Annotated in this window: 16 protein-coding genes; all 16 read left to right on the top strand. The window is 45.5% G+C overall.

The window, feature by feature from the left end:
• Nucleotides 1–8 precede the first annotated feature (8 nt).
• Nucleotides 9–620 (top strand): hypothetical protein, encoded by a 612-nt coding sequence (locus tag P0106_RS06830; RefSeq protein ID WP_473730608.1) that lies wholly within the window; start codon nt 9–11, stop codon nt 618–620.
• Between the two features lie 20 nt (nt 621–640).
• Nucleotides 641–1,495, top strand: a complete 855-nt coding sequence (locus P0106_RS06825) for a phage major capsid protein (RefSeq protein ID WP_473730607.1) — start codon at nt 641–643, stop codon at nt 1,493–1,495.
• Between the two features lie 2 nt (nt 1,496–1,497).
• Nucleotides 1,498–2,076, top strand: coding sequence for a hypothetical protein (locus P0106_RS06820; RefSeq protein WP_473730606.1), 579 nt, complete (start codon nt 1,498–1,500; stop codon nt 2,074–2,076).
• Nucleotides 2,073–2,537 carry a DUF6093 family protein gene (locus P0106_RS06815; protein WP_415702720.1) on the top strand — a complete coding sequence of 155 codons (465 nt, stop codon included), beginning with the start codon at nt 2,073–2,075 and terminating at the stop codon, nt 2,535–2,537. The genes P0106_RS06820 and P0106_RS06815 overlap by 4 nt, the downstream gene beginning before the upstream one ends.
• Complete coding sequence (locus P0106_RS06810; RefSeq protein WP_415702721.1) at nt 2,524–2,895, top strand: hypothetical protein; 372 nt, start codon at nt 2,524–2,526, stop codon at nt 2,893–2,895. The genes P0106_RS06815 and P0106_RS06810 overlap by 14 nt, the downstream gene beginning before the upstream one ends.
• Complete coding sequence (locus P0106_RS06805) at nt 2,892–3,293, top strand: hypothetical protein (RefSeq protein WP_415702723.1); 402 nt, start codon at nt 2,892–2,894, stop codon at nt 3,291–3,293. Before P0106_RS06810 ends, P0106_RS06805 begins: the two co-directional genes overlap by 4 nt.
• Nucleotides 3,294–3,301: 8 nt before the next feature.
• Complete coding sequence (locus P0106_RS06800; protein WP_473730605.1) at nt 3,302–3,886, top strand: phage tail tube protein; 585 nt, start codon at nt 3,302–3,304, stop codon at nt 3,884–3,886.
• Nucleotides 3,887–4,026: 140 nt separating this feature from the next.
• A complete protein-coding gene (locus P0106_RS06795) occupies nt 4,027–4,527 on the top strand; it encodes a hypothetical protein (protein ID WP_415702727.1) in 501 nt (166 codons plus the stop codon).
• A 14-nt stretch (nt 4,528–4,541) separates the two neighbouring features.
• On the top strand, nt 4,542–4,892 hold the full coding sequence (locus P0106_RS06790) for a hypothetical protein (protein WP_415702728.1): 351 nt from the start codon (nt 4,542–4,544) through the stop codon (nt 4,890–4,892).
• A complete protein-coding gene (locus tag P0106_RS06785; protein WP_473730604.1) occupies nt 4,893–8,477 on the top strand; it encodes a phage tail tape measure protein in 3,585 nt (1,194 codons plus the stop codon).
• 3 nt (nt 8,478–8,480) lie between these two features.
• Nucleotides 8,481–9,230 carry a phage distal tail protein gene (locus tag P0106_RS06780; protein WP_473730603.1) on the top strand — a complete coding sequence of 250 codons (750 nt, stop codon included), beginning with the start codon at nt 8,481–8,483 and terminating at the stop codon, nt 9,228–9,230.
• A gap of 2 nt (nt 9,231–9,232) precedes the next feature.
• On the top strand, nt 9,233–9,985 hold the full coding sequence (locus tag P0106_RS06775; protein ID WP_415702734.1) for a phage tail spike protein: 753 nt from the start codon (nt 9,233–9,235) through the stop codon (nt 9,983–9,985).
• Nucleotides 9,978–12,023: a phage tail spike protein gene (locus P0106_RS06770; RefSeq protein ID WP_473730602.1), complete on the top strand. Its 2,046-nt coding sequence runs from the start codon at nt 9,978–9,980 to the stop codon at nt 12,021–12,023. Before P0106_RS06775 ends, P0106_RS06770 begins: the two co-directional genes overlap by 8 nt.
• Nucleotides 12,024–12,026: 3 nt before the next feature.
• Nucleotides 12,027–12,221 carry a hypothetical protein gene (locus P0106_RS06765; RefSeq protein ID WP_248911826.1) on the top strand — a complete coding sequence of 65 codons (195 nt, stop codon included), beginning with the start codon at nt 12,027–12,029 and terminating at the stop codon, nt 12,219–12,221.
• Nucleotides 12,221–12,385, top strand: a complete 165-nt coding sequence (locus P0106_RS06760; protein ID WP_248911825.1) for a hypothetical protein — start codon at nt 12,221–12,223, stop codon at nt 12,383–12,385. Before P0106_RS06765 ends, P0106_RS06760 begins: the two co-directional genes overlap by 1 nt.
• A partial coding sequence (locus P0106_RS06755) for a hypothetical protein (RefSeq protein ID WP_473730601.1) occupies nt 12,378–13,723 on the top strand: 1,346 nt, incomplete at its 3' end. The genes P0106_RS06760 and P0106_RS06755, both read left to right, overlap by 8 nt.

Genomic DNA, 13,723 nt, shown 5'->3' with positions numbered 1-13,723 from the left:
AGAAGACCATGCAAGATGGTGTAAACAATAATGATAATAATTCTCAACAAGATGAGGATTTACAGCAAAGTCCTCAATTGCTTTCTCAAGAAGAAGCTAATGAGAAATACAGAGCACAGCAGCATGTGAATCGTGATCTTGAGCGCAAGCTCAAAGAGGCGCTGAAGCAAAACGATAAATACAAAAGCATGGAAGAAGAGTATGCGAAATTGCAGGGGCGTGAGGCGGAAGCTGAAGAACTCGCAAAAATCCAACAACAAGCTATCGCTAATGCTAATCAGCGTGTTCTTAAAAGCGAGATTCGTGCCGCTGCAGCTAGCGTGTTAGAGAATCCATCTGATGCAACAATTTTCCTTGATTTATCGAAATTTACCGTTTCTGATGATGGAGAAACCAATTCTGAGGAAATTAGTAACGCTTTGGGCGCGCTTGTTAAAGAGCGTCCATATTTGGCGAAACGCCAACAAAACACTGGTGTCGTAAGCACGCCTCCTAGTGGCGCGCGCAATCAGACTGTTCAACAGCTTACGCTCGAACAAGTTAGAAACATGACGCCGAGTGAAATTGCGAAAGCCGACGCGGAAGGCAGGCTTAACAACATTCTAGAAGGCAAAAAATAATAATTACTTAAGGAGAAAATATGGCGGGTCTTAATAATTTTATCCCAGAAATATGGAGTGCCAATATTCTTGTCACTCTTGAAAATTCTCTCGTGTTCGCAAATCTTGCAAATCGTGAGCATGAAGGTGAGATTAAAGCATACGGCGACACTGTACACATTACTGGTATTGGTGATATCCAAATTCAGGATTATACAAAGTATGGCAAGCTAACAATTCAGCCTGTTACTGATATTGACGCTGGCGTGCTTAAGATTGACCAATCTAAAGCGTTTGCTTTTGAAGTAGACGACTTGGATACCGTTCAGGCTCGCAAAGATTTGCGAGGCAAATTCCAGGAGCGCGCCGCCTATAATCTTGCAGCTGAGGTTGATAAGTATGTTGGCGGTCTCATGGTTACAGCGGCGGCTGGTAAGGCTTTGAAGAAGACTTATACGAAGCCGGAAGACGTGTATGAAAGCATTGTTTCTCTCGGAGTGAAACTGAGTAAGCAGAATATCCCAACCACTGGCAGGTTCCTTGTAGTTGACCCAGATGTTTATGGAATGCTGCTCTTGGACGATCGCTTTGTTAAGAACACTGCTGTTGAATCCGCAACATTGCATAATGGTTTCGTTGGTAACGTGGACGGCTTCACCGTGTATCAGACTAATTGTATGCCAGGCAACACTGATACGAAGCATACTATGCTTGCAGGTTCTACTATTGCTACTACCTTCGCGCAACAGATTTCCAAAATGGAATCAACGCGTAGAGAAGAAAGCTTTAGCGATCTTATTAAAGGTTTGCTCGTGTACGGCGCTAAGGTCATCCGTCCTGAAGCTTTAGCAACATGCGAACTCACTACTACTGGCTCTGTTTCTAGGACTGCCTGATTATGAGCTTGGCGACGATAGATGATTGCCGCCGTTTCAAAGTGCAGGTTGACGGGCGTGAGGCGGAAGCTGAAGCACTATTAGAGGTTGCCAGCAGCAGCATTACAGCTGCCGCTGGTTCCCCTATCATACGAGGCGCACATACGGTGGTTTTGCCAGGTGTAGATCGTAAACGCCAGCCTTTACCGTTTCGCCCCGTCATTAGCGTTGAATCTGTTCTAGTTGATGGAGTACTTGACAATAGTTGGAAACTAATTGGAGATGCTTTATATCGTGACAAAGATTGGGCGTCCCCTAATGAGCCAACTACCGTGCAAATAACATTCACAGCTGGGCTCACGAACGTTCCAGAAGACATTAAGCGCTTATGCTGCTCAATGGTTGCCGCAGGCTTGGCACAAACAGAAAACGGTGGGCTTCAAACGCACGCTGGCATATCTTACGAGCGAATCGACGACTATCAAGTCGGTTACACGCAAGGTGAAAACGCTCTTATAGACGTCATGCAACTACCTGAAGCAACATGCAAAATGTTGCGCTCGCGGTTTGGTTCTACTGGGTTGGCGGTGAGAATAATATGAGTATTTTTAATATTGTTCGTCGCGCGCAACAGGCAGCAGAACAGCTTATGGTCGATACGGTTCTGGTGAAGCGGATAACAGGCTACACGCTAGATGAGCAAACTGCATTGCAAAAACCTTCATATATGAAAATATATGAAGGCAAATGCAAGCTGCAAGCTTACGATTCTAACGGTGCAAATAGTGCTAATACTGCAAACGGTGTGAGACTAAGCGATAAGGTAAGCTATGGTTCTCCTTTGCTTTCCTCCACATTGGGGGTTCATTTCCCTATGCGCACCAAAGGGCTTGAGCCAGGCGACATTGTAGAGGTTCTTCACAGTGTTAACAAAAATCTCGAGAATCGCGTGTTTAAGCTGGCGTTAAATACTAGCTCTAAAACGTTTACCTCAGCGCAACGCTGGGTATTAAACGCGAATATTGAGACAGTGGAGACAGGGGAAGCTAATGTTTCGTCTTGAATCTTCTGAGCTTACACGGTTTTTAAACACGCTAAATGAAACAGCTCGTATGAAAGATGAGCAGGTTGAAAAAATCGTTACTCACGCGGCTCTTAATGTTAAAAAAGCTGTTAAAGCTGATTTAGCAAAGTCGCACTACTGGTATTTTCGCAGAACACCTATCGCATATGAGATTGAGAAAAAGTTTCACACAGTTACAGCTACTGTAGCGCCTCTAAAAGGTAGTCCAGGTAGCATTATTAACTTTGCTTTTTTTGGATCTATGTACGGTGGCGGCACTCACAAATTCTACGAGTATGCACAGCCTGAGTTTGACACGATGCTTGAAGAAATGAGAAAGGTTGGTATTGAGATATGACAACTTTCCTCGAAGCTCGAAAAGAGGCTTTAAACATCATAAAACTACCTGATGGGTGGAAACGTTACGAAGATGGGCAAGCACCGCTCTCTAAAACAACGCTCCCCCCATGGGTTATTTTCACAGTAAAACCTCAAAATAGGTTCCATTGTGAGGCTGGCGAAACACGATTGCGATACGCACTCATACAGGCTCGCATTGTCAACGCGTCACAGCTAAGCGTCGATCTACTCGCTGAAAAACTCATAGATATGGTTGAAACGGCAAAATTGCAAAACATTGAAGGCATGAGCGTCTATAGGGATTCTGGCTCATACCCAGGGGATATGAAGAATCTCAAACAAAACATGAATTATGTTGTGCGAGTCGTCGAATGGCGGTTCGCATTTAATATTTAGGAGACATTATGACAGTTGAAATTGCTAAAGTCCCAACACATCTCGCGGCTGGCTTACACCGTACTATTTGGGTGCCAGCAACAAACGGTATTGCGGATATTCACAAGCCGACCGTGGCTGAATTGGAAAAAGATGGAAACATCGATTTAAGTATTTACTTAGGTTCTCACGACGCTTTTAATCTTGACCACTCGCAGGAGACTTTTAACGATGAACGCGAAGCCTATGCGGTAGCAGGAAAGATTAACGGCATGGAAAAGTATGAAAACGGCAAACTGCACGTCATCGATAATACGAACACTAAAGACGCAACACAGTACAACGAAGCCATTAAAGCACTAACCAAAGGCGCTCGTGGTTTCTTTGTGCGCAGGCGCGGCAAGAAGGCGTCTGAAGAGTTTGCTGCAGGCGATGTTGTTAGCGTATTCCCAGCGACTATTGGTTTGAAGACAGCGTTTAAAGATAATCGACAGATGAGTTTGATTAATTTTGCTGCTGATCCTTCTTCTTCTGATGAGGAAAGCGTTGTCGTAGCGGCTACTGGTGTGACTACTACATCTTCTGCTGTAGTGTCGGGTTCTCCACAACAGTAATGATTCTTTCTCGCTAGTCTTGTGGCGGCTGGTGAGAAATATAGGGGAAGCGTGTGCGAGCTTTTGTTCCTTTCCTCGCACACGCCTTTACTCTTTAACGCCACAACATACCCCTTCCCCCTATTATTTGGAGTTTTATTATGCCTATTAAATACACTCGACCACAATTAACTGTTGATATCGTAACTGACCTTGTAGCATTGCAGAAAACGCTCATGCTCACACAAGAACTCGTTCTCATGCAACAAGATGAGACGAATGCCATTCGCGACGGACGCTCAGCAGATGAAGTACTAGAAGAAATCCACAAGACAAAAGAAGTCGCAGACCGTAGCGTAATCACTATAACTTTGCAAGGTTTAAACCACTCTAAGTGGAGCGAATTCGTTCTCAAGAATACAGAAACTAAGGAAGGCGAAGATGCCCCAACAACTAACGTCAAAGAAGCGGCTTTAGATGCTTTTCCCGCAATGATTGTTAAAGCACAATACAAGATGAGCAAACGAAGCGTAAGCAATGATGACGTAAAACAACTGTTGCCAGAGCTTGCAGACTCGCAAATTACAGACATTATTACAACAATTCAAAATCTCAACGAGCCTACTACCGCGTTCCCAAAAGAATTAACGCAGCTTATTTAGAATACTTTCCCAGCTTGGTAGAACAGCTGAAAATAGCACGCAGGCTGGGGATTTCTTATAAGCGATTTTGTGGCTGGCAGCCAACAGATGAAGATCCAATCGAATGGGACGAAACGGAGCGCGCGTGGATGATTGCGTTAGAAGAATATGAGAACGCAACTCTTTGCCCATTGTGTGGTATGCCGTCTAGTTTCTGCCATGACTATTTGAAAGTAAACGACACGTTTGCGCGCGCGAAAATCGAAACATGTTTTATAAGTGCGATGCGTGAGCAGGCGATGGAGAAGTATTTGAAAGATGACCGTCCAGGTACCACGCGTTCTCAGACCGCGAAACTGGTGCCATATGGGGTTGAGGAGGAGTAAATGGCGCAAAACGAAAATATTACTATTCGCATGACCGCTGATATTGCTGACTACTCAGCAAAGCTTCAGACGGCATCGCGTTTAACTAGCAAATTTGACAGTTTTGTAAAAAGCGCTGGCTCTGCTGGGCAGAAAACTAAGCGCGTTTTGAATGCTCTTGCTATCGGTGCGGGGGCTGTTGCGACCGCAATTGGGGTTGATGCTGTGCGGCGTTTTGCTGAGTTTGACAAATCAATGGCGGCTGTTAGAGCGAATGTTACAGAGAACGCTGGCGAGCTAAAGAAACTTGAAACAGCTGCTCTTGAAGCTGGACGTAATGGAATCTTTTCTGCAACACAAGCTGCAAATGCTATTAACGAACTCGGCAAAGCAGGCGTCAGTGTTAAAGATATCATTGGCGGCGGCTTAAAGGGCGCTCTTGACTTGGCTGCCGCAGGTGAGATGGACGCGGCTAACGCCGCCGAACTTACAGCGTCTGCATTAAATCAGTTTGGGCTGAGTGGAGAAAAAGCTTCTCATGTTGCCGATTTACTTGCGGCTGGCGCAAACATGGCACAGGGTGGCGTGCAAGACATGGGCGAAGCATTAAAGAACGTTGGTGTTAACGCTCATATTCTCGGAATGAGCGTTGAGGAGACTGTTGGTGCGCTCACACTGTTTGCATCTAAGGGCTTGGTTGGTTCTGATGCTGGTACGAAATTCAACGCTATGCTTCAGAATCTTGTTGCACCGTCTATAAGAGCACAGGGCGCGGTGAAAGCCTTGGGCTTACAGATTTATGATTCTAACGGAAAATTTGTTGGGCTTGCCAGCGTTGCCCAGCAATTGCACGATAAACTCGGCAAAATGACACAAGCAGAACGTAATGCTGCTATGGGTCGTATTTTTTCTAACGCAGCATTAACAACAGCTAACACCTTATACGAGGGAGGGGCAAAAGCTGTTGAAAAATATACAAAGATGGTTAACCAGCAGGGATTCGCAGGGCGCGTCGCTGCAACTCAAATGGACAACCTTAAAGGTCAAGTAACCCGTCTTAGTAACGCTTGGGACGCAATGCTTATTAAAATTGGCAGCGGTGGAAAAGGCGTTATCAGCAGCATGGTCGGTGCTGTTACGGACTTAGTAAATGCTTTTGCGTCCCTACCATCTGGCGTGCAGCAAGCAATTGTTGCGATCGCAGCATTAACTGGTGTCGGCGCAGGACTACGTGATCTGTATCTAAAAAGCGCGCGCTACGGTGGAATTGTTGCTAAAAGCTTTGATTTTATTGGCAGCAAAATAAAAGCATTGTTCACAATGCTAAGAAGCACAAAGCTTGGCATGGGGCTTGAGTTAGCTTTTAGAAATTTGTCTAAAACAGCAACCGAAGCATTCTCTAATATTTGGTACAGAATCGTTGGCACTAAAGCAGGGATTAGTGAATTTAGGGCAAGTATGCTTGGTTTAAGTGCTGTAGCAACAGGCGTGTTGGCAGCATCATTGGCTGTAGCTGCTATTGGGTTTGCTTCATGGCAAGCTAAGGCGGACGCAGCAAAAAGACAGACTGATGCTCTAAAAGATACAGCACGCGATAGTGGCGACGTGTATCGCAGGCTTGCTGACGAATTAAGAAAAGGTAATGATGGTGTCAGCTGGTTTACAAAGGGCACTATGAGCTTTACTGATGCGCTTAAAAATTGTGGCGTTAGCATGGATACGTTCATTGGCGCTGTTAGAGGTAGTAAGCCATCTATTGACTCATTTAACAAAGCATTGTCGGAGCCTTGGAAGGGTGCAGCAAAAAATTATCATATCGCAAGACAATCTATTAGTGTTCTTAAACAAGGATATGAGCAGGCTAAGCAAAGTATTAAGGACGCTGATGCTGCTCTTAAGGAGGAACAGGCTCAGCGTAAAGCCAATGCGATTGCAGCATCTCAACACACTGATGCGCTTATGAGGGGCGCGGAAGCTGCTGCAAAAAACAGTGGAGAAGTCCTTAAAGTCGCAAAAGTTGAGGATATTCTTGCTGCAAAATTCGGAGCCAGCAAAGATGCTATTAATGCTCAAGCACAGGCGTTAAACAATAATGTGGAAGCGATTGAGAAGTATTATGGCTTCACAATGAACGCTCAACACAGTATTACTGATTTGGATAAAGCTATTCGCGATGCGGGTAAAGCAGCAGCTGAGTCGGGAAGACACTGGATGGACAATACTGAAGCAGCTGATAAAAACATGGACGCTTTGTCTAGACTGGCAAAACAATGTTTTACAACCGCTGAAGCTATGGCGGCGAACGGTGACAGCCTCAATACTATTACAGGCTTGTTCGAGAAGGGTAGCTCAGCTTTTATTGATATCGCTTCAAAAATGGGGCTTAGTAAAGAGCAGGCGGAAAAATTAGCTAAAAGCTGGGGTCTTACAAGAGATTCTCTTAAGAGTTTAATTGACGAAGTCAAATCCTCTAATGTTGAATCTAAAATCACGGCTAAAGATGATTTTAGTGAAGTATTTAAGAGGCAAAATCTTGCTGTTAAAGAGCTTAAGGGCGGCAAGTTCCAAATTAGCGGCGACAACAAGCAAGCGTTAGAAGCTATTAAGCAAATAACTAAAACGAAGCTTGATAGTAAAAAAATGCAGATTGTAGTTGACAAGAAACAGTTACAAACTGTATATGCGGCTGTTAAAAAGATGAAGCTGCCTGATATTAAAGCTAGAGTAAAGCCTGATCTTAAACAGGTCCAAGCAGGTCTTAATGGGGTTAAAAAAATTAAAATCCCAGATAAAACAGTCGTCATTAAAGGAGATAAACACAATTTTGATACTATGATTGCTGGTGCGAAAGCTGTTAAAATCCCAGATAAAACAGTCGTCATTAAAGGCAATCCTCGCTTTGCGAAGAAGGCTATTAGCGATGTTAACACGTCCAAAATCCCAGATAAAACGTTAACAATTAAGGGTAATCCTCGCTTTGCGAAGAAGGCTATTAGCGATGTTAACACGTCCAAAATCCCAGATAAAACAGTCGTCATTAAGGGCAATAAAAATGCTTTTCAGCAAAAATATAATGAGGTTCAGTCCGCTAGAGTAAGCAATAAAACCGTGCATTTTTATGCCGATACGTCAAGCGTTTGGAGTGCGATCAATGCTATTAATCGCGCAAGCGTGAACATTAACGCTCGAGTGCATCGTGCGAACGGTGGCGTCGTATACGGTGCTGGCACAGGCACGTCAGATAGTATCCCAGCGATGCTTTCTAACGGCGAGTATGTTATGACAGCGGCAGCTGTGCAGCGTCTAGGCGTAAGTATGCTTGACAGGCTCAATTATAGTGGCGCGCAATCGATGCAACCGATGAGTTCTAGTAGTGGCGACGTGATGCTTGTTAAAACAGTTGAGGGTTTGCGCTCTGATATTCGTGTGCTTAATGAGCATCTTGGTAATAGCGGGGATTCTCAGACGGTCGCTAATGCGATTCGAGGTGTTTTTGACGACGGCATAAAACTCAAGTTGGACGCGAACGGGCGCGAAACTATGGCAGGAATGCTCGCGTCCCCGATTTCTCGAGAGCTTAACAGGCTTAGTGAGCTTGGAAGGTGAAAAATGAGTTATGAAAATATTTTAAAAATCAATGGTATTCCTATCGACGAATTAGGTATTCTAATGACTCACCCTGGTATGAGGGTTAGTGCTCCTGAAGCAATCACCAAATTCCAACGAGTGCCAGGCAGCACGATGCTTGTTGACACGACTCTTAGAGATGAAGACGGTAACGCTCCTTTGAAAGAGCGTACAGTCACAATATCTTTATGCACCATAGGGCATGTAGAGGATATCTCTAGCCTACAACGCAAGCTTGCAGCGCTTACAGGGAGCATTTCTACAGTACAGTTTGCGTACGAACCCTGCTGGCAAGGATTTATCCAATTCAAAAACTGGAAACCAATCTACGTTTACGGAAATACGGCAAAATACAGTTTTGACCTTGTGATGATCGCAGCGCCTCTAGCCTATGGGGATACAAAAGTTATTGCTGTTGGTGGGGAAACAGACTTTACTGTGGAAGGGGATAGACCATGCTGGGCAAAATTCGATTTACGAGTATCTGACACAAGTGTTCTTATTGCAACAACAGAATCTGTTAAGATGCTTTCTTTCACAGGATTAGTTGACGGAGGTCATCTAATTATAGACATGGCTCCACAAACACGAGTCGTCAAACTAAACGGGAACATTATAGTCCCCTCATTACAAAGCGATTTTTTCCCACTTTCCACAGGCTTAAATCACGTTAGCGTCACAGGAGCTACGGGAACAATGTCTTTTACACCTTTATACATGTATGGAGAATGAAAATGAGATTTTTTCATGTAGGGCATGACGATTCTTTACTAGGAATATTAAAATGCGTCACTCATGCTAAAAGAACTAGGGGAGTAGACGGAGTAGACACACTAGACATAACTTGTAGCGATGACGGTATCAACAAAGGCGATAGAATCGTATTTACAGATTCTCAAGGTTTAGGCGCCGAATATTTAGTCCAAGCCGTTCAAGCATCTAGAGCCGACGAAGTGCCTTTCACAACTTTTCAATGCGTAAACAGTATCGCGGAACTAAACGATGTTTACGTCGAAGATTTACGAGGAGTAGACACTAACGCACAAGGGCGCCTATCAGCTTTACTAGAAACTACTAGATGGAACACTGGGCGAGTAGAAAACGGCACTCTAGAACAACGCTCTGACTACGCTTTCTACCACACTACAGTCCTTAAAGGCATTCAAGCACTATGTAAAAAATGCGGGCTTGAACTAGAAACCAGCGTAACCCTTGATGACAACCACATAGTTAGCCGATGCGTAAATCTTATAGAACATCGCGGAGCAAAAGACCCAAGTAAAAGATTCGAGTATGCGCGCGACTTAAAAAGCATCAAAAGAACAATCGACGCAGCTCAAGTCGTAACGCGACTATACGTATGGGGAAAAACAATCTCCCACTCAACCCCCGATAAAGCAGCAGACGGATCTAATGATGCCGCAAGCAGCGAAAAAACAGTTGGCACAAACATAACCTTAAACCAAAGCGAGGTAAATAATGAGTGACGAATACGTCGGCTGGGGCGGCGTAACACCATACACCCCATACACACCATCGCCTGAAACTAATAAAAAAAGAGCCTCACGCGCGAGAAAACAAAAATCAAACAACGCCGCTAATCGCAAAGCAGCAGCACTCGCAAAAAGACAACAAGCAGCAGAGCGCAAAGCAGCAAGAAAACTTATTGCACAACAAAAACGAGAACAAAGACTAGCAAAACGCGCTGCTAGACAAAAACGAATAGCAGAACATAAAAAACTCGTCGCCCTCAAAAAAGCAGAACGCCAGCGCGAAGCCGAAGAAAGACGCTTAGCCAGAGAACAAAAACGCGCGCTCGCACTCGACCGCAAATTAGCTAGAGAACAGGCACGAAAAGAAGAAAAGGCGCGCAAAGCTGCAGATAAAGCGCTCGCTGAGTTACGCAAAAAAACAATGGGGACGGGTGACTCTGAAGCACGTATAGGCATCGCAGAAATAAACAATGATTTGCCATATGTAGAAGATGAGGCAGCAACCAGAAATTGGGGAATCCCTGATGGACTTGGTGGCATCTTGCCTCTAGAGTCGGAAGTCATATTTGATGATATTGAAGACCCAAACACATTGCTGTCGCTTGGTAAAAAACACTTAGAGAAGCTGAGCAAACCGCAAATATCTTACGAAGCAGATGTTGTTTCTCTTGGTAGAGCAGGGTTTAGCCCAGATGCTGTTGGAGTTGGAGATGTAGTTCAGATTGTGGACACGACTTTCGCTCCTCCTATTCGTGTTGAAGGGCGTGTACTGAAGATTGAGGAAGATTTATTAGAGTCTGTGGATTCTACTCGAATAACTCTTGGCACGATTCAGGAAACCTACACGCAGCGTAGGGCTGCTCAACAGCAAAAGCTTGATGAGCTTATTGCGAGGTCGTCAGACTGGAATACGGCTGCAGACTGTGGGAATATTTATGTTCACGATTTAATTAATCGCATGAATGAGCTGCTAAATGCTCGTGGAGGATATACTTATTTTACCCCTGATGAAGGCATTCTTATTTACGATAAGCCAGAAGATGAGCACCCGACTAAGGCTATTCAGCTTGGTGGAGGATTCTGGCGTGTGGCTGATTCGCTAAAACCTAACGGTGATTGGGACTGGAAGAATCTCGCTGATGGATCTGGTATCTACGCTAACCGCATCTACACTGGTGTTCTAAGCGATGCCGTTGGTAAGAATTTTTGGAATTTGGACACTGGCGAGTTCGGTTTGCAATCAACAGCTAGGATTGGTGGCAAAACTGTTAAGCAGATTGTTGATGATAGTGCTGATGGCGTGATTTCAAAAATGAACGAGTCGCTTACTCAGGAGTCGATTTTCAACAAACTCACGAATAACGGTGAAACGCAGGGCATTTACTTGAGTGGTGGACACGTTTATTTGAATGCGTCTTACATGCGCACTGGCTATCTTAGCGCGGACATGATTAAGACCGGTAATTTAGACGCTAACCTTATTCGTGCTGGTCGTATCCAAGATTACGCAAACTCTAACTGGTGGGATTTAACAAATTCTACTATTCACGTGTCTCGTGGTGAGATTGGTGGAATGACTATTACGGATAATGCTATTTATAACGGAGCGCTGAAGCTAAACAGTCGCGGCATGTATTTTACGGACGATTACGGTGGTGCACTGGGTCATATTGGCTGGCGGCGTGACTACTCTGGCGCGCGAATGCTCGCGTTTGAAGCTGACTCTTATGATACTTGCCTTGGCTGGTGGAGTGATGGCAGGCTGCGTATGCTGCTTGATAATAATGCTGCTGTTGACGGCAGCGGCGGACGCTCGGCTGGCTTTACGATTTGGGGCAACTTATCACTTACGGGTCGAAGTCTTACGAACGCTGTTATTGATAGTTCTTGTTGTGTTTCTGGCGGCGGCTTAAATATGGCTGTCCAGCAATTCTATTTGCCGAGAGCCATATACAACGGGCAAGTTACAGATTACCAGCCTGTTCGTTTTGGCTTTGGTCACGGTTTTGTTATTGATGATAACTGGAGATGACAAATGAGTAATGATGATAGGGATATGATTCCACCGATGCTTGAGATGCCAGAGGGTAGTTTTGCGCCTCCACCTGTGAAGCTTGACTTATCTAATAGTCCGTCAAATCAAATACTTAAAAAGCTTGATTTGATTATGAGCGCGCTGGGTATTGATGGGAAAGACACTAAAAACACTATAAGCAAGGAGAATGAATAATGGAAGATGAGAATACTATCACTTTAACTAATCTACAACTTATGATAGCGAATCTTAGTTTGGATAATGCGCGTTTGCAGGCGCGCGTGAAGGTGTTGTCTAAGAGAGTGCAGGAGCTTGAGGCAGCTGGCGGCAAGGCTACTAAGGAGGCTGCGCATGAGTGATTTTACTAGCGTCACGCGGTCTATTATTCAGCTTGACTATGCTAACGCGTTTATTCCTGATGTGCATTTGAATGGCGGCGATGAGAATGGTCGCACGATTTGTGTGCAGCCTTGTAACGACGCCGTGCCTATTGACGATGAGAGTGTGGAAGTGTGGCTTGCTTACAATCCGCAGCCTGGAGTGTTGCTTGGTGGGCGTGTGAAGATGGAGCGTAAACAGTCACCTGAGGGCGTGGTTTACGAGTGTGCTGTTCCTCGTGACGCGTGCCGTATGGCTGGCGCTGTGGCGCTTGGCTTTGAGGTTAAGCGCGGCGCTAGTATCGTGTGTTCTAAAAGCTTTACGGCGATTGTGGAGCGTCCTGTTTATGATGCTAGCTCACCTGAAGGCGTATCTTATAGGCAGGCTTTGCAAGAGGCGGCGCAGGGTGCGGTTGATGCTACAAGTAAAGCTAACGCGTTGAGTGATAAGTTCACGCATCTTGTTGAGCAGAGTGAGGCTGTATCTAAGAATGCTCAGAGTGCTGTAGCTAACGCTAATGCGGCGGCGGCTAAAGCGGATTCTATTCGAACGGCGGCGCAAGAAGCGGCAGATAAGGCGAATGGTGCGGCACAAGCAGTAACTGAGGCGAAAAACAAGGCTGATGAGGCTGTTCAACAGTGCGATGCTAGCAAGCAGGCTGCTGACCAAGCAGCAAAGCGTGCTGATGATGCTGTAAGTAGCATGAAGCAGACTGTGCAGGACGCGACGAATGATGCGGCTAGTAAGGTTCAGCAGGCTGTTGAGCGTGCGAATGGTGCGGCACAACAGGCGGATTTGGTCCGTGAGAAAACTGAGGCTGCTAACAAGCAAACTGAAACTGATTTAGCAGCGTTGAAAGAAGAGGTCGTTAAAGCTCAACGTGCTGGCTTTAGCGCGTCGTCTAGTGCTCAAAAGTGTGATGAGGCAGCACAAGCCTATAGGAACGTGTCTGGCGAGGTGGCTCAAGCTAAGCAGACTAGCGAACAAGCGGTAGAAGCTGCAAACAATGCGCTCCACACAGCTCAAGAGTCTGCTACGGCTGTGGCTCAAGCTCAAAGTGTTCTTGACCAAGTCAAGACGGCTGGCGAAACCGCTGCTAAAGTTGTTGGCGCGGTCGAAGAGCTTAAGCAGACTAAAGAGGCTGCACTCGAAGCCACTCGCACGGCTAACGCTCAAGCGGCAGCAGCTGGAGAGGCGGCAGGGAAAGCCAATAATGCTACTAGCACGGCGAATGGTGCGGCGCAAGCAGCTACTGAGGCGGCTGGCAAGGTTACACAAGCCTTGCAAGAGTCTGAAACACGTTTGAAGGCTGTTGAGCA

Source organism: Gardnerella sp. c11Ua_71, assembly GCF_055818025.1.
Note: the sequence above shows the minus strand (reverse complement) of the source record. Positions and strands in the feature narration are given on the sequence as shown.